General features: G+C 63.8%; 14 protein-coding genes. 5 read left to right on the top strand and 9 right to left on the bottom strand.

The window, feature by feature from the left end; translation table 11 throughout:
- Nucleotides 1-43: 43 nt before the first annotated feature.
- Together phnD and phnC are read right to left on the bottom strand one after the other, a co-directional pair.
- Nucleotides 44-979 (bottom strand): phosphonate ABC transporter substrate-binding protein, encoded by a 936-nt coding sequence (gene phnD, locus CQ14_RS29780; protein ID WP_057861370.1) that lies wholly within the window; start codon nt 977-979, stop codon nt 44-46.
- Between the two features lie 79 nt (nt 980-1,058).
- Nucleotides 1,059-1,865 carry a phosphonate ABC transporter ATP-binding protein gene (gene phnC, locus CQ14_RS29775; protein ID WP_057861369.1) on the bottom strand — a complete coding sequence of 269 codons (807 nt, stop codon included), beginning with the start codon at nt 1,863-1,865 and terminating at the stop codon, nt 1,059-1,061.
- 188 nt (nt 1,866-2,053) lie between these two features.
- Here phnC and CQ14_RS29770 point away from each other — a divergent pair, with 188 nt between their 5' ends.
- From CQ14_RS29770 to CQ14_RS29760, 3 genes are read left to right on the top strand one after another with little or no spacing between them, the layout of a single operon-like run.
- Complete coding sequence (locus tag CQ14_RS29770) at nt 2,054-2,719, top strand: transferase hexapeptide repeat family protein (protein WP_057861368.1); 666 nt, start codon at nt 2,054-2,056, stop codon at nt 2,717-2,719.
- Nucleotides 2,716-3,903, top strand: a complete 1,188-nt coding sequence (locus CQ14_RS29765) for an alpha-D-ribose 1-methylphosphonate 5-triphosphate diphosphatase (RefSeq protein ID WP_057861367.1) — start codon at nt 2,716-2,718, stop codon at nt 3,901-3,903. Before CQ14_RS29770 ends, CQ14_RS29765 begins: the two co-directional genes overlap by 4 nt.
- A gap of 20 nt (nt 3,904-3,923) precedes the next feature.
- The gene (locus tag CQ14_RS29760; RefSeq protein ID WP_057861366.1) at nt 3,924-4,613 is read left to right on the top strand and encodes a DUF1045 domain-containing protein; all 690 of its coding nucleotides are present in this window, start codon (nt 3,924-3,926) and stop codon (nt 4,611-4,613) included.
- Between the two features lie 12 nt (nt 4,614-4,625).
- Here CQ14_RS29760 and CQ14_RS29755 read toward each other — a convergent pair whose 3' ends face one another.
- From CQ14_RS29755 to CQ14_RS29745, 3 genes are read right to left on the bottom strand one after another with little or no spacing between them, the layout of a single operon-like run.
- A complete protein-coding gene (locus CQ14_RS29755) occupies nt 4,626-6,125 on the bottom strand; it encodes a tripartite tricarboxylate transporter permease (protein ID WP_057861365.1) in 1,500 nt (499 codons plus the stop codon).
- Between the two features lie 25 nt (nt 6,126-6,150).
- On the bottom strand, nt 6,151-6,600 hold the full coding sequence (locus tag CQ14_RS29750; RefSeq protein WP_057861364.1) for a tripartite tricarboxylate transporter TctB family protein: 450 nt from the start codon (nt 6,598-6,600) through the stop codon (nt 6,151-6,153).
- A 9-nt stretch (nt 6,601-6,609) separates the two neighbouring features.
- Nucleotides 6,610-7,596, bottom strand: coding sequence for a Bug family tripartite tricarboxylate transporter substrate binding protein (locus CQ14_RS29745; RefSeq protein ID WP_057861363.1), 987 nt, complete (start codon nt 7,594-7,596; stop codon nt 6,610-6,612).
- Between the two features lie 233 nt (nt 7,597-7,829).
- Between CQ14_RS29745 and CQ14_RS29740 the strand changes: the two genes are divergently transcribed.
- Both CQ14_RS29740 and kdgD read left to right on the top strand, forming a co-directional pair.
- Nucleotides 7,830-8,756, top strand: coding sequence for a LysR substrate-binding domain-containing protein (locus CQ14_RS29740; protein ID WP_057861401.1), 927 nt, complete (start codon nt 7,830-7,832; stop codon nt 8,754-8,756).
- 63 nt (nt 8,757-8,819) lie between these two features.
- Nucleotides 8,820-9,770: a 5-dehydro-4-deoxyglucarate dehydratase gene (kdgD, locus tag CQ14_RS29735; protein ID WP_057861362.1), complete on the top strand. Its 951-nt coding sequence runs from the start codon at nt 8,820-8,822 to the stop codon at nt 9,768-9,770.
- An 11-nt stretch (nt 9,771-9,781) separates the two neighbouring features.
- Here the strand turns inward: kdgD and mmsB are convergent, their stop codons facing one another.
- From mmsB to CQ14_RS29715, 4 genes are all read right to left on the bottom strand, one after another.
- Nucleotides 9,782-10,963 (bottom strand): multiple monosaccharide ABC transporter permease, encoded by a 1,182-nt coding sequence (gene mmsB, locus CQ14_RS29730; RefSeq protein WP_057861361.1) that lies wholly within the window; start codon nt 10,961-10,963, stop codon nt 9,782-9,784.
- Nucleotides 10,960-12,522 (bottom strand): multiple monosaccharide ABC transporter ATP-binding protein, encoded by a 1,563-nt coding sequence (gene mmsA, locus CQ14_RS29725; RefSeq protein ID WP_057861360.1) that lies wholly within the window; start codon nt 12,520-12,522, stop codon nt 10,960-10,962. The genes mmsB and mmsA overlap by 4 nt, the downstream gene beginning before the upstream one ends.
- 87 nt (nt 12,523-12,609) lie before the next feature.
- Nucleotides 12,610-13,683 carry a multiple monosaccharide ABC transporter substrate-binding protein gene (gene chvE, locus CQ14_RS29720; protein ID WP_057861359.1) on the bottom strand — a complete coding sequence of 358 codons (1,074 nt, stop codon included), beginning with the start codon at nt 13,681-13,683 and terminating at the stop codon, nt 12,610-12,612.
- Nucleotides 13,684-13,792: 109 nt separating this feature from the next.
- Nucleotides 13,793-14,677, bottom strand: coding sequence for an SMP-30/gluconolactonase/LRE family protein (locus CQ14_RS29715; protein ID WP_057861358.1), 885 nt, complete (start codon nt 14,675-14,677; stop codon nt 13,793-13,795).

Raw genomic sequence — 14,677 nt, 5'->3', positions numbered from 1 at the left:
GCCGGGTCACACAGACCCGGCCCAGTTCGCATTCGCCAAGCGGTCAGGACGCCTTCTTCTTGCGAAGGTTATCCACGAACTTGATCAACTCGATCGTGCCGTCCCAATCCTTGGTCGTGGCCGGATTGAAGCCCTTCTTCTGGCCGTCGGACAGACGGTCGAACGCAGCCTTGTCCTTGGTCGGCGCTTCGGCAAAGGCCTTGGCAATCGCCGCCTTCAGATCGGCGGGAAGGTCCGAATTATAGGCGTAGGGTCCGTTGATGATCGGGGCCGACTTGTGAATGATCCGGAAGTCGTCCTTCTTCATCGGCGAGCCGTCGGCACTCTTCAGCATGCCCTTGAGCAGCATCTGGGCGAGCGTGGAATCATTGTCGTTGGTCCATTGATTGGCCGCAACCTCCACCGTGCCCTGCGACAGGGCCAGCATGGCGTTCTCGTGGCTGCCGGTGAAAACGACCTTGCCGAAATAGCCATCGGCATCGGAAATGCCGAGCTTGTCGAGCTCGAAGCGTGGCACGTTGTTGCCCGAGGTCGAGTTCGGATCGACCAGGCCGAGGTTCTTGCCCTTCAGTTGGTCGATGCTCTTGTAGGCGCTGGACGCCTTGACGAAGAACACCGAGTAATAGCCGGTCGAGCCGTCGGCATTGATGTCGTTGGCGAAGGCATCGGTCTTGACGCCGGTCAGCCGTGCCCGGGCAAACGATGCCGAGCCGTAGCTCGCGATATGGATGTTGCCGGCGCGCTGGCCTTCGATCACAGCGGCGTAGTCATTAGCGATGCGCAGCGTGACCTTGGTGCCGAGCTCCTTGGAGAGATAGGCAACGAACGGGGTCCAGCGCTCGGTGACGCCGGAAGCGTTTTCGGCCGGCACCACGGCAAACGTCAGTTCGGGATATTTGCTCTTCCAGTCCTGCGCCGAGGCCGAAGCCGTAAACGCCAGCGCAGCCGCGCCGGCCAGAACGATACGACGAGTGATCATGATGTGCCCTCTTGTTGTGGTTTAAGCCTTCGCCGATTGCAGGTTCTGCAGCGGCTACCCTGTACAGAAGTGAATGCACTCAGGCCGCGGCGGCGGCCGGAACGGTCGCTCCGTCGGGGGCCTGCGCAGGCGCCGTGCCCATGACGTCGTTGGCTTCGAGATCGTAGAGTTCACGCGCGATCCGATCGGTCAGCATCTCCGGCGCACCGTCGAACACCACGCGCCCAGCCGCCATGCCGATCAGCCGGTCGCAGTAGTTCCGCGCCAGATCGAGCGAATGCAGGTTGCAGATGACGGTGATGCCGAAATGCTTGTTGATGCGCAGCAGCGCGTCCATCACGATCCGGGTGTTGCGGGGATCGAGCGAAGCGATCGGCTCGTCGGCCAGAATGATGTCGGGCTCCTGCACCAATGCGCGGGCGATCGCGACGCGCTGCTGCTGGCCGCCGGAAAGCTGGTCCGCACGCTGGGCGGCGATCGTAGCCATGTCGAACTGCTCCAGCGCCGACATCGCCAGCGCCCTGTCCTCTTCAGGCCAGAGCTGCGTCAGCGAGCGCCAGGAGGGAATTTCGGCCAGCCGCCCCATCAATACGTTGGTGAGGACGTCGAGCCGGCCGACCAGATTGAACTGCTGAAAGATCATCGCCGAGCGCGCACGCCACTGCCGCAACTCCTTGCCGCGCAGCGCGGTCACGTCGACGCCTTCGAACAGGATGCGGCCCTCGGAAGGCTCGGCGAGGCGGTTGATCATCCGCAGCAGCGTGGACTTTCCGGCGCCGGATCTGCCAATCACGCCGACGAAGCTGCCGGGTTGAATCGAGAATGACGCATTGTCCACCGCGGCCTTGGTGCCGAACCGGCACGTCAAACCTTCCACAACCAGCATGCAATGCTCCAGAGTTCCTGTCGTGGAGCATCGCTAGCGGCTCGATCTTACAGTTGTGTGACACGACTGCTGCGGTGCGGCGTTCGTCCACAGTCACCCCTCGCGTCACGCATCCGTCATGATACCGTCATCAAGCGCATCGAAGAGGAGCAGACCGCTCCTGCCCCGATTGCTGATGGATTGTACCGATGGCCGGCAAGATGCTTTCCACCGAACCGATGATCGACCCCACTGCGTCGGTGCGCGACTGCCAGCTTGGCGCCTATACCGAGGTCGGCGCCCGAACCATCCTGCTCGAAGTCACGATGGCCGACTATTCCTATGTCGTGAACGACTCCCAGATCACCTACACCACGATCGGGAAATTCTGTTCGATCGCGGCCATGACGCGGATCAATCCGGGCAACCATCCGATGCACCGGGCCTCACAGGCGCATTTCACCTACCGCGCCAGCAGCTACTTTCCTGGCGAGAGCGACGATGCTGAGTTCTTTGCATGGCGGCGCGAGCATCACGTCCATATCGGCCATGATGTCTGGATCGGCCATTGCGCGGTGATTCTGCCCGGCCGTTCGATCGGCACCGGCGCGGTGGTCGCTGCCGGCGCCATCGTCACCAAGGACGTTCCTGCCTACACCATCGTTGCAGGCAACCCGGCGCGACCGGTCAGACGCCGGTTTCCGGAGTCCATTGCCGAGCGGCTCACGGCGCTCGCGTGGTGGGACTGGGACCACGAAACGCTTCGCTACGCCCTGCCCGATTTCCGCAAGCTTGACGTCGAAGGCTTTCTCGAAAAATACCACTCCGCCGGAGCGTCCGGCCGTCCGCAATTCAACCAGAGTGCCGCATCGTGACCGAACTGTTCATCGAAGGTGGCCGGGCCCTGCTCGGCAACGAAATCGTCGAAACCTCGCTGCGGATCGCCGGCCGCGAGATCGCCGCCGTGGACAATGGCCACGGCACAACGGGCATCGACGCCAGTCGGCTGCTGGTGCTGCCGGGCATCGTCGATCTGCATGGCGATGCCTTCGAACGGCAGATGATGCCGCGTCCCGGGGTCGACTTTCCGATTGATGTCGCACTGGTCGACAGTGACCGGCAGGCGGTCAGCAACGGCATCACGACGGTCTATCACGCCACGACCTGGTCGTGGGAGCCCGGCCTGCGCGGCGCAGACAATGCGCGGAAGTTGCTGGAGACGATCGAGCAGATGCGGCCGCAGCTCGCCGCCGATACCCGCTTCCACCTGCGCCACGAGACCTACAATCTCGACGCTGAAAGCGAAATCATCGACTGGCTGGGGCAAGGCCGTATCGACCTGTTCGCGTTCAACGATCATATGGACTCGACCGTCGCCAGCCTCGCCAAGCCACAGAAGCGCAGCCGGATGGTCGAGCGCACCGGTCTCACCAATGAGGCGTTCGATCGCCTGGTGGAGAGCGTGGTCTGCCGCGGCCACGACGTACCGGCGTCGATCAGCCGGCTGGCGCAGGCGGCGCGCGCGGCTGATGTGCGGATGCTCTCACATGACGATGAGAGCCCGGCGATGCGGCAGGCCTTTCGTGCCCGGGGTGTCGCCATTGCCGAATTTCCGGTCAACGAGGAAACCGCCCGCGATGCTGCCGAAGCCGGCGACTTCATCGTGTTCGGCGCGCCCAATGTCGTGCGCGGCGGCAGCCACACCGGCTGGACCAGAGCATCCGACATGATCGCCAAGGGCCTGTGCTCGGTGCTGGCGTCAGACTATTACTATCCGGCGCCGCTATTGGCGGCTTTCCGGCTTGCGGCTGACGGCGTGGTGCCGCTGGCCGCGGCCTGGCATTTGATCTCATCGGCGCCGGCGCGCGCCGCCGGCCTCGCCGATCGCGGCACGCTTGCGGCGGGACAGCGCGCTGACATCATTCTCGTCGATGACACGGTGCCGTCGCGACCGCGGGTAGTCGCGGTGATTGCCGCGGGACATCTGGTGCATCTGACAGAGGCTAACCGCCTCCTCCGTTCCTCCGCCATTCCACGCAAGGCAGTTGCAGCCGCGTAAGGCGGCTCTATTCTGGCGCAATGGCAAACTTTCCCCGTTACGCAATCTATTACACCTCGGCACCCGACAGCGCGCTCGACCGGTTCGGCGGCTCCCTGCTCGGCTACGACACCCATAGCGGCGAAGACCTTCCCTTTCCGGACGGTCTCCCACCGGACTGGCGCGACCTGACGCAGGATCCGCGCAAATACGGCTTTCACGCCACGTTGAAGGCGCCGATCGCGTTGGCCGACGGCAAGGGCGAGACGCGGCTTGCCGCGGCATGCGAATTGTTTGCCGATCTTGCCCGGCCGGTGCCGGTGATCCGGCCGATCGTCGATTCCATCAGCGGTTTCATCGCGGTCATTCCCGCCGAGCCGTCGGCAGATCTCGACCTGCTTGCCGCCGAGGCGACCAAGGCGTTCGATCCGTTCCGCGCTCCCCTCAATGGGGAAGATCGCGCGCGGCGAAATCCGGCAGCGTTGACGCCACGGCAACGCGATTATCTCGACCGCTGGGGTTACCCTTACGTCTTCGAAGAATTTCGTTTCCACATGACACTGACGGGGCGGTTGCCCGCGGAACGGCGCGAGCCGGTCGTGGCAATGCTGCGTGAGAGGTTTGCGGCAACCGGCATGGAGACGCTCGCAATCGACGCCATCGCGCTATGCCGTCAGGACGATGCGAATTCGCGGTTTCGGGTCATCGGCCGCTGGCAATTGCACGATTGACGCTGCCGGCCTTCACTCCGCCAACGCCTCCTTGCGCGTCTTCAGGATTGCCGGCGACAGCAGCGCCAGCAACAGAATGACAACGACGCCGAGAATGACCGCGCTGATCGGCCGCGAGACAAAGACGCTGAAATCGCCATCCGCGATCAGCATCGCGCGCCGGAAATTTTCCTCAAGCTGCGGACCAAGCACGAGGCCGAGCAGAAGCGGCGCCGGCTCGACGCCGATCTTGATGAAGAAATAGCCGAGCATGGCGCAGCCCATCATCAACCAAACGTTGAACAGGCTGTTGGCGATGCCATAGGTGCCGATGCAGCAGAACAGAACGATAGCAGGAAACAGCAATCTATAGGGAATCTTCAGCATCGAGACCCACAGGCCGATCAACGGGAGGTTGATCACCAGCAGCATCAGGTTGCCGACCCACATGCTGGCGATGACGCCCCAGACGAGCTTGGGCTGCTCGGTCATGATCTGCGGGCCGGGCTGGATGCCCTGCATCATCAGCGCCCCGATCATCAGCGCCATCAGCGCATTGGCGGGAATGCCCAGCGTGAGCAGCGGAATGAAACTGGTCTGCGCGCCGGCGTTGTTGGCGGCCTCGGGACCGGCGACGCCCTCGATGGCCCCTTTGCCGAACCGCGAGGGATCGCGCGCGAGCTTCTTCTCCAGCGCGTAGGAAGAGAACGGCGGAAGTGCGGCTCCGCCGCCGGGCAGCACGCCCAGCACGGAGCCCAGCGTCGTGCCCCGCACCATGGCCGGAAACGCCGCCCGCAAATCCTCCCGGCTCGGGATCAGGCTGCGGATCGACTGGCTGACGACGCGGCGCTCGGCGGGTCGCTCCAGATTGGCGATGATTTCGCCCAGCCCGAACAGGCCCATCGCGATCGGCACGAAATCAAGCCCGTCCGACAGCGCAGCGAAACCAAACGTCATGCGCGCAACGCCCGAGGAGACATCGATACCGACGAGGCCGAGCAACAGCCCCAGCAGCACCATCGCCAGCGATTTGGCGACCGAACCATGCGCGAGGACGACCGCAGCGATCAGGCCGAGCACGAGCAGGCTGAAATATTCAACCGCGGTGAATTTGAGCGCCAGCACCGACAACGGCACGCTGAGCACTGCGATCACGATCGTCGCCATCGTGCCGGCAAAAAACGAAGCGATGGCTGCAATGGCGAGCGCGGTACCGGCCTTACCCTGCTTGGCCATCTCGTGACCATCGATACAGGTGACGACCGACGACGTCTCGCCTGGCACATTGACCAGGATGGCGGTGGTCGAGCCGCCATATTGCGCGCCGTAGAAGATCCCGGCCAGCATGATCATGGCGCTCGCGGGCGACAGGCCGAAGGTGAAGGGCAACAGCAATGCCACCGTCGGAATCGGGCCGATGCCGGGCAGCACGCCGATCGCGGTGCCGATCACCACGCCGATCAGGCAGAACACCAGGTTGTTGAGTTCGAGGGCCGTCGAAAGGCCCATCAGCAAGTTGTTGAAGAGGTCCATATTTTTCTGCCTGCAAAGCGCGCTGCTAGCGCGGCCAGATCGGGATCGGCAGGCCCAGTAACTTGACGAACAGAAGCACCGCCGCACCTGAAAGCAGGATGGCAAACGCTATCGTTTCGACGAGCCGCCCTTCTCGCGTGGCGAGGCTGGCGAGGATCACGGTGATGACGGCGGCGATGGCGAGGCCGAGGCGCTCGGCCGTCAGCGCGAAAACGCCGACGGACGCCACGATCGCCAGCAGCGGCCTCAACTGGACCGGCGCGATGCCGACGCGCATGCGCCAGAGCCCGCGGCCGGTGAAGAACAGACCGAAGCCCATCAGCGCGAACGCGACGACACGGGGCATGTAGCCCGGTCCCATATCGGCAGCGTGCCCCACCGTCAGGTTGCGCGTGGCGACGAGCGTCCCCGTCGCCACGGCCACCAGAAACAGGCCGAACAGCAGATCCTGCAGGTCGATCCGGAGACGCGTCATTAGCCTGTCTCAGCTACCCTTGATGCCTGCCTCGCGGATGATGGTGCCCCAACGGCCCGTGGCGTCCTTGAGCCAATTGCGGAATTCTTCCGGCGATTGGGCGCGCACCACGCCACCCTGCTCGGCGACCTTCTGCTGAATCTCGGGCATCTCCAGGATCTTGCGGATTTCGGCGTTCAATCGCGCGACCATGGCGGGCGGCGTTCCGCCCGTCGTCAGGATACCCTGCCAGGTCCCGGCGTCGCCGCCGGGCAGGCCCGCCTCCTTGAAGGTCGGCAGATCCGGAGCCGACGCCAGCCGCTGCTCCCCGGTGACCGCAAGTCCGGTGAGCTGCTTGTTCAACACGAACGGCATGGTTGCGATGGCGCCGTTGATGATCACGCCACTCTCTCCGGATACGACGGCCCGCGAAGCGGCCGCGCCGCCCTTGTAGGGAACGTTCTTCCACTGAATCCCGAGTTGCTTCGCCATCGCCACCGCCGTGATGTGGGTGGCGCCACCAACGCCCGAATTGGCGATGGTAAGCTTGTTCGGGTTGGCCTTGCCGTATTCGATCAGTTCCTTCGTTGACTTCGCGGGCACCGATTCATGGACGGCCAGGACGTAGGGGCCGAACATCACCATGGAGATGGGCGCGAGGTCCTTCTCGACGTCGAACGTGAGATCGGAAAACAGGCTGGGGGCCGTCGCCAGCGATCCAACATCCATCAGCAACAGGGTGTGGCCGTCGGGCTGCGCCTTGGCGACGGCGTCGGCGCCGAGATTGCCTGCGGCGCCGGGCTTGTTCTCGACCACGACCGACTGCCCGATCGCAGCGGACAGCTTCGGGCTGATCAGGCGCGCCAGAATGTCCGAGGTGCCACCAGGAGCAAACGGCACGATCAGCCGCACCGGCCGCTCAAAATTCTGAGCCACGGCCTCGCCTGGCGCCAAGGCACATATCGACACCGAAAGGACGGCGGCGGCGATCGCCCGGGCGAGAGATGGCATGAACATCGTTCTTCCTCCGTTTCAAAGCGCAGTTCCGCGCGATCCCGCCGTTTCACCGGCCGGCTGCAGGCCTTCGAGGCTGCGTTGCACGAAATGATAGGTCATGGGCCAGGTCGCCCATGAATTAGACTGCGGATAGGTCGATACCTTTTTTGGATGGATCGGCCGTGCGCGAGCCGATAGAAGCAAGACATCCGGCACGTCGCCAGCCCTTGTTTCAGGTCGAAGATACAGATTTCATGTTTGAGTTGAGCCAGTTGCGTTGCTTCGTTGCAGTTGCAGAAGAACTGCATTTCGGGCGTGCCGCACTGCGGCTGAACATGACGCAGCCGCCGCTCAGCCGTCAGATCCAGATTCTCGAACGCGTCCTCGACGTGACGCTCCTGGAACGCAGCAACCGGGCCGTACGGCTGACGCCCGCAGGGCGGCGCTTTCTGGCGGACGCGCGACATCTGCTCAAACTGGCGGAAAGCGCCGCCGCGCTGGCTCGGCGGGTGGCAAGCGGCAAGGCCGGATCGATCAATATCGGCTTCACGGCGACATCAGCCTACAGCTACGTGCCGGCGCTGGTCGCGGCCTGCCGGCGTGAACTGCCCGATATCGAGATCTCGCTGAAGGAAATGGTCTCCAGCGACCAGCTCAAGCGGCTCGATTCCGGCGAGGTCGATATCGGCCTGCTCCGCCCGCCGATTCCGCGTGGCGGCCTCGGCGCCTTCCGTGTCACGGCGGAGCCGCTGGTCGCGGCGTTGCCGGGCGGCCACCCGCTGGCGCAGGCAGACCAACCACGCCTGGAGGATCTCGCGAGCGAGCCCTTCATCATGTACGAGCCCTATGAAGCCCGCTATTTCCACGATCTCCTGGTCGAGCTGTTCTCGCGCGCAAGCCTGGTGCCGAACTACGTGCAGCATCTTGCCCAGATCCATTCGATCCTCGCCATGGTGCATTCCGGGGTCGGCGTGGCATTGGTCCCCGAGGCCGCGTCGAATCTGCGTTTCAGCGGCGTGGTGCTGCGGCCCGTCCTGATGCAGTGGGAGCGGCCGGCCGAGTTGTTCTTTGTCTGGCGCAGCGACAATGACAATCCGCTTCTCCCCGTCATTGCCGGCATCGCCCGAGACCTTGCCGCTCAAGCGGGCTCGATCCAATCAATGGATCGATCGATACAGTGATTGGTCTCCATCTGTGACCATCTTGCATTAGTCCTTCAGCGTAAGCCGCTGAAGGATCAAAGCATGAGCAGAATGACCCCCAAGGAGATGGCCAGCCGGATCGGCGATGGCCTGCTGTCGTTCCCCGTCACACCGTTTCGGCCCGACAACGCCTTCGACGAAACCCGCTACCGCTCCAATCTGGAATGGCTGTGCGGCTATGAGGTGGCGGGTCTCTTCGCCGCCGGCGGCACCGGCGAATTCTTCTCGCTGAGTCCGGCCGAGGTCCTGAAGGTGGTGGCGACGGCGGTGGACGAGACCAGGGGACGCGTGCCGGTGCTCGCCGGGATCGGTTACGGTACGGCAATGGCGACGCAACTTGCCATTGGGGCCGAGGCGGCCGGCGCCGACGGCTTGCTGCTGCTGCCGCCCTATCTGGTCTTCTCCGAACAGGAGGGACTGGCGGCCCATGTCGAGGCGGTGTGTAACGCCACCAAGCTCGGCGTCATCGTCTACAACCGCGATAATGCGATCCTGAACGAGGACACGCTCGAAAAGCTGTGCCAGCGCTGCCCCAATTTGGTCGGCTACAAGGACGGCATCGGCGACATCGAGCTGATGACCCGAATCCATCTGCGCATGGGCGACCGGCTGACCTATATCGGTGGGCTGCCGACCGCCGAGACCTTTGCGCTGCCCTATCTGGAAATGGGCGTTACCACCTATTCCTCGGCGGTATTCAATTTCGTCCCTGAGTTCTCGACCAAGTTCTACGCCGCCGTGCGGCGGCGCGACCGCGAGACGGTGCAGGCGGGGCTGCGCGACTTCATCCTTCCATTGATCGCAATCCGCAACCGCAAGCGCGGCTATGCCGTCTCGATCATCAAGGCGGGCATGAAGGTGATCGGCCGCGACAGCGGCCACGTCCGTTCGCCCCTGACGGACCTGACGCCGGCCGAGACCGAGGAGCTGACAGCACTCGTCGCACTTCTTGAAACCAGCGAGTTCGCGAAACGAGAGCTGGCCGCCGCGTAGCGGCTACGGCCCTAGCGCCGCTGGTTGTAGACGTCGAGGCAGACGGCGCCGAGCAGCACCAGGCCCTTGATCACCTGCTGGTAGTCGATGCCGACGCCGAGAATGGACATGCCGTTGTTCATGACGCCCATGATCATGGCCCCGATCACGGCGCCTCCGACCTTGCCGACGCCGCCATAGGCCGACGCGCCGCCGATGAAGCAGGCCGCGATGACGTCAAGCTCGAAGCCGGCGCCGGCCTTCGGCGTCGCGGTATTGAGTCGCGCGGCGAACACGAGGCCGGCGAGCGCCGCCAGCACGCCCATGTTGACGAAGGTCAGAAACGTGAGCCGTTCGGTCTTGATGCCGGACAGGCTCGCGGCCCTGGCGTTGCCGCCGATGGCGTAGATGTGACGGCCAATCACGGTGCGGGTGGTGACGAAGCCATAGAGCGCGATCAGCGCCGTCATGATGACGAGCACGTTGGGCAGGCCGCGATGCGAGGCGATCAGCCCGGCGAAAAACACGATCACCGCGAACAGCACCGCGCTCTTGGCGACGAAGAACCCAAAGGGCTCGACCTCGATACCGTGCGAGGCCTGCCGCGCCCGGCTCTTGGCGCTGGTATAGACCAGCGCCACCGCGAGCACGGCCCCGATCAACAGCGAGGTCGGATAAAGCGTGCCGGCGCCGGGAAACAGTTCGGGAATGAAGCCGGACGACAGTTTCTGGAAGGTCGGCGGAAACGGCCCGACCGATTGCCCCGCCAGGATCGCGAGCGCCAGGCCCTTGAACACCAGCATGCCGGCCAGCGTCACGATGAAGGACGGGATCTTGAAATAGGCAACCCAATAGCCCTGCGCGGCGCCGATCAACGCGCCCACCAGGAGGCAGGCAATGAAGGCCAGCGGATAGGCCACGTGGTAGCGCACCATCAGCACGGCAGCTACGGCGCCGACGAAGCCCGCCACCGAGCCGACCGACAGGTCGATATGGCCGGTGACGATGATCAGGAGCATGCCGAGCGCCATGATCACGATGTAACTGTTCTGCAGCACCAGATTGGTCAAATTGAGCGGCTGCAGCAGCGTGCCGTCGGTCATGACCTGGAAGAACAGCATGATCGCAAACAGCGACAGCAGCATGCCGTAGTTGCGCAGGTTGTTCTTGATGAAGCCGGCGTGCCCGGGCAGCGCAACCGTCTTGTCGGTCATAGCTGCAATTCTCCCTGTAGTGCCTTCTTGTCCATTTCCTTGTTACGCATGATGGCGCGCATGATCCTTTCCTGGGTGGCCTCGGCGGCGGCGAATTCACCGACGAAGGCGCCGTCATTCATCACCAGGATGCGGTCGCAGACGCCGAGCAGTTCCGGCATTTCCGACGAGATCATCACCACCCCCTTGCCCGCCTCGGCAAGCTCATTGATGATACAATAGATTTCGTACTTTGCCCCGACATCGATGCCGCGCGTCGGCTCGTCGAGGAATAATACTTTCGGATCGGTCATCAGCCATTTCGACAACACCACTTTCTGCTGGTTGCCGCCGGAGAGCTGGCCGGTCTGCTGATAGACGTCGGAACACCTGATCCGCATCCGGTTGCGGTAGTCGCTCGCAACGCGCAGTTCGGACATGTCGTCGATTACGCCCTGCCGCGCCACCCGGCCAAGGCTCGCCAGCGTGATGTTCTTGCGGACATCCGCGTCCAGGATCAGGCCGAGCTCCTTGCGATCCTCGGTGACGTAAGCAAGGCCGGCATCGATCGCCGCCGCCACGCTGGATAGATTGACTTCCCTTCCATCGAGCCATACGCGCCCGCTGACCCGCTCGCCCCAGGCGCGGCCGAACAGGCTCATGGCGAATTCGGTGCGGCCGGCGCCCATCAGCCCGGCGATCCCGACCACCTCGCCGCGCCGGACCTCGAAATCCACGCTCTTGATCACGCGACGATCCCTGTGCAGCGGATGATGCACGGTCCAGTCCTTGACGGTGAAGACCGGCGCACCGATCTTGGCCGTGCGCTGCGGAAAGCGATGGGCCAAGTCACGATTGACCATGCTGCGGATGATCCGGTCCTCTTCCACCGTCTCAGCCCGGCAATCGATGCTGTCGACCGTGCGGCCGTCGCGCAGCACCGTGATCCGGTCGGCGACGCGAGCGACTTCGGATAATTTGTGCGAGATCAGGATCGAGGCGATGCCCTGGGCGCGGAACGCCAGCAGGCGATCCAGTAGCGCCGCGCTGTCGTTCTCGTTCAGGCTGGCGGTCGGCTCGTCGAGAATGAGCAGTCGCACCCGCTTGGACAGGGCTTTGGCGATTTCGACCAATTGCTGCTTGCCGACGCCGAGGTCCGTCACCAGCGTATCCGGCATCTCGGTGAGGCCGACCTGGGCGAGCAATTCCTGGGTCCGGCGGTAGACCGTGTCGCGGTCGATCACGCCGAGACTCGACGGCGGATGCGACAGAAAAATGTTCTCCGCGATCGACATCAGCGGAATCAGCGCCAATTCCTGGTGGATGATGATGATGCCGAGCGCCTCGGAATCATTGATGTCGCGAAAGCGTCGTTCCTCGCCGTCGAATATGATGCTGCCCTCATAATCGCCGTGGGGATAGACGCCGCTCAGAACCTTCATCAGGGTCGACTTCCCGGCGCCGTTCTCGCCGACCAGCGCGTGGATCTGCCCTGCCTCCACCGTGAAGTTGACGTCGCGCAGCGCCTGCACGCCGGCAAAGCTCTTGCTTACGCCGCGCATTTCGAGAATTGCGGTCATCGCGTCATCGCGTCCTTTATCTGTCTACCCGCAACAAGCTGTTGCAGGCGGTGGCGGCGCCGGCCATCGCCGGCGCCGCTGTCCCGCTCAGTCGATCTGCGACTTCTTGTAATAGCCGCTCTCGACCAGAACCTTCTCCCAGTTGCTCTTGTCGACGACGACAGGCTTCAGGAGATAGGAAGGTACCACCTTGACGCCGTTGTTGTAGGTCTTGGTGTCGTTGACGGTCACTTCCTTGCCGCTGAGCGCGGCGTCGACCATGTCGGCGGTAACCTTGGCGAGGTCGCGGGTATCCTTGAAGATGGTCGAGTATTGCTCGCCGCGCAGCATCGACTTGATCGACGGCACCTCTGCGTCCTGGCCGCTGACAACGGGCATCGCCATGTTGCCGCTGCCATAGCCGACGCCCTTCAGCGACGACAGAATGCCGATCGAGAGGCCGTCATAGGGCGAGAGCACCGCATCGACCCGCTTGCGGCCGTAGAACGCGCTCAGGAGGTTGTCCATGCGGGCCTGGGCGGTGGCGCCGTCCCAGCGAAGGGTCGAGACCTTGTCCATGCCCTTCTGGCCGCTGCCGATCACCAGCTTGCCGCTGTCGATATAGGGCTGCAGCACCGACATCGAGCCGTTGTAGAAGAAGTAGGCGTTGTTGTCGTCCGGCGAGCCGCCGAACAGTTCGATGTTGAAGGGCCCCTTGCCGTCCTTCAAGCCCAGCGCCTGCTCGATCGATTGGGCCTGCAGCACGCCGACCTGGAAATTGTCGAAGGTCGCGTAGTAATCGACATTGGGCGTGTCGCGGATCAGGCGGTCATAGGCGATCACGATGATCCCCTTGGCCTTGGCCTGCTTGAGCACGTCGGACAGCGTGGTGCCGTCGATCGCCGCGATCACCAGCACCTTGGCGCCCTTGGTGACCATGTTCTCGACCTGCGAGAGCTGGTTTGGAATGTCGTCCTCGGCATATTGCAGGTCGGTGCCGTAGCCGCGCTCTTTCAGGATCTTGACGATGTTGTTGCCGTCGTCGATCCAGCGTGCCGAGGATTTGGTCGGCATGGCGATGCCGACGGTTCCCTTGCTCTGGGCGAAAGCGCCGGTCACCGCCGCTGCGGCCATGATTGCTGCCAGCGCCAGCGCCGACAATGTGGTCTTCAGACTAGTCATGCTTCACTCCCTTATCGAGGATCTGTAGTTCCCGGATTGTCGGACCGCTGAATGCGGTTCTTGAAATTCATCTGCTCTTTCGCGTTTGTGCCCCGCCTCGTCTCCCTCATCAACCCGTTGCAAGTTTGACGTCTGGTTCGCGGCGGCCGCGCACGGCGACATCGAGCACGAAGGTGCGGCCATGGTCGGGGTCGGCGCGTTTGGCGTCCTCAGCCATGCCCTGCCAGGCCGAGGTAACCAGCAGGCGCGAAAAATCCTGGCCGATGAAAGCGGGGCAGCTCGATTGCCGTGCCGGAACGCGGATCGTGCGCAGGTGCACGCCTTCCGGGCTGTAGACGTCAATGCACCCGCCGCCCCAGCGCGCGTTCCAGATCAGCCCATCGGCATCGACCACGGCGCCGTCGATGCCGCCGCCGTTCCGGCGCGTGACCAGCGCCGCGGGCTCGCCGCGCGGCAGGCCGGTCGCCGCATCAAGCTCAACGCGGAACAGCACGTTCTTCCCGGTGTCGGCGAAATAGCCGATCGTCCCGTCCGGCGAGAAGCAGATCGCATTCGGGATCGTGATCTGGTCATAGAGCCGCGACAGCTCGCCGCGATGCAGCGCATAGATGGCGCCCAGTCCCCGCTCGGCTTGGCGGCCCATGGTACCGATCCAGAAGGTACCGGACGGATGCACCCTTGCATCGTTCGAACGCGTGGCCGCAATGTCGGCTTCGAGCGGACGGTACAGCGCCATTCGCCCATCCGCCGTATCGCGGATATAGAGTCCGTCATCGGCAACGAGCAACTGGCGATGCGCGTCAATCCGCCCAAGCGCACTGCCCATCACACCGAGCGCATGGATGGTAACCTGCCCGGTGTCGAGCTGCGCCTCGAACAGGCGGCGACCGACGATGTCGAACCACCAGGCCGTATCGGTGGCAGCATCGTAGGTCGGTCCCTCGCCAAGATGGCACCGCTCGCCGCAGAGAACGGTCGTCGGCACCTCTTCCAT

The sequence above is a fragment of the Bradyrhizobium lablabi genome, from assembly GCF_001440475.1.
GTDB classification, from domain to species: Bacteria; Pseudomonadota; Alphaproteobacteria; order Rhizobiales; family Xanthobacteraceae; genus Bradyrhizobium; species Bradyrhizobium lablabi.
This window is presented reverse-complemented; position numbering and strand designations above follow the sequence as displayed.

Coding starts and splice junctions, on each gene's coding strand:
- kdgD (WP_057861362.1), top strand. CDS start 8,820: ATGAGCAGAATGACCCCCAAGGAGATGGCCAGCCGGATCGGCGATGGC.
- CQ14_RS29715 (WP_057861358.1), bottom strand. CDS start 14,677: ATGGAAGAGGTGCCGACGACCGTTCTCTGCGGCGAGCGGTGCCATCTT.
- phnC (WP_057861369.1), bottom strand. CDS start 1,865: ATGCTGGTTGTGGAAGGTTTGACGTGCCGGTTCGGCACCAAGGCCGCG.
- chvE (WP_057861359.1), bottom strand. CDS start 13,683: ATGACTAGTCTGAAGACCACATTGTCGGCGCTGGCGCTGGCAGCAATC.
- CQ14_RS29770 (WP_057861368.1), top strand. CDS start 2,054: ATGGCCGGCAAGATGCTTTCCACCGAACCGATGATCGACCCCACTGCG.
- CQ14_RS29755 (WP_057861365.1), bottom strand. CDS start 6,125: ATGGACCTCTTCAACAACTTGCTGATGGGCCTTTCGACGGCCCTCGAA.
- phnD (WP_057861370.1), bottom strand. CDS start 979: ATGATCACTCGTCGTATCGTTCTGGCCGGCGCGGCTGCGCTGGCGTTT.
- CQ14_RS29745 (WP_057861363.1), bottom strand. CDS start 7,596: ATGTTCATGCCATCTCTCGCCCGGGCGATCGCCGCCGCCGTCCTTTCG.
- CQ14_RS29740 (WP_057861401.1), top strand. CDS start 7,830: ATGTTTGAGTTGAGCCAGTTGCGTTGCTTCGTTGCAGTTGCAGAAGAA.
- CQ14_RS29750 (WP_057861364.1), bottom strand. CDS start 6,600: ATGACGCGTCTCCGGATCGACCTGCAGGATCTGCTGTTCGGCCTGTTT.
- mmsB (WP_057861361.1), bottom strand. CDS start 10,963: ATGACCGACAAGACGGTTGCGCTGCCCGGGCACGCCGGCTTCATCAAG.
- mmsA (WP_057861360.1), bottom strand. CDS start 12,522: ATGACCGCAATTCTCGAAATGCGCGGCGTAAGCAAGAGCTTTGCCGGC.
- CQ14_RS29760 (WP_057861366.1), top strand. CDS start 3,924: ATGGCAAACTTTCCCCGTTACGCAATCTATTACACCTCGGCACCCGAC.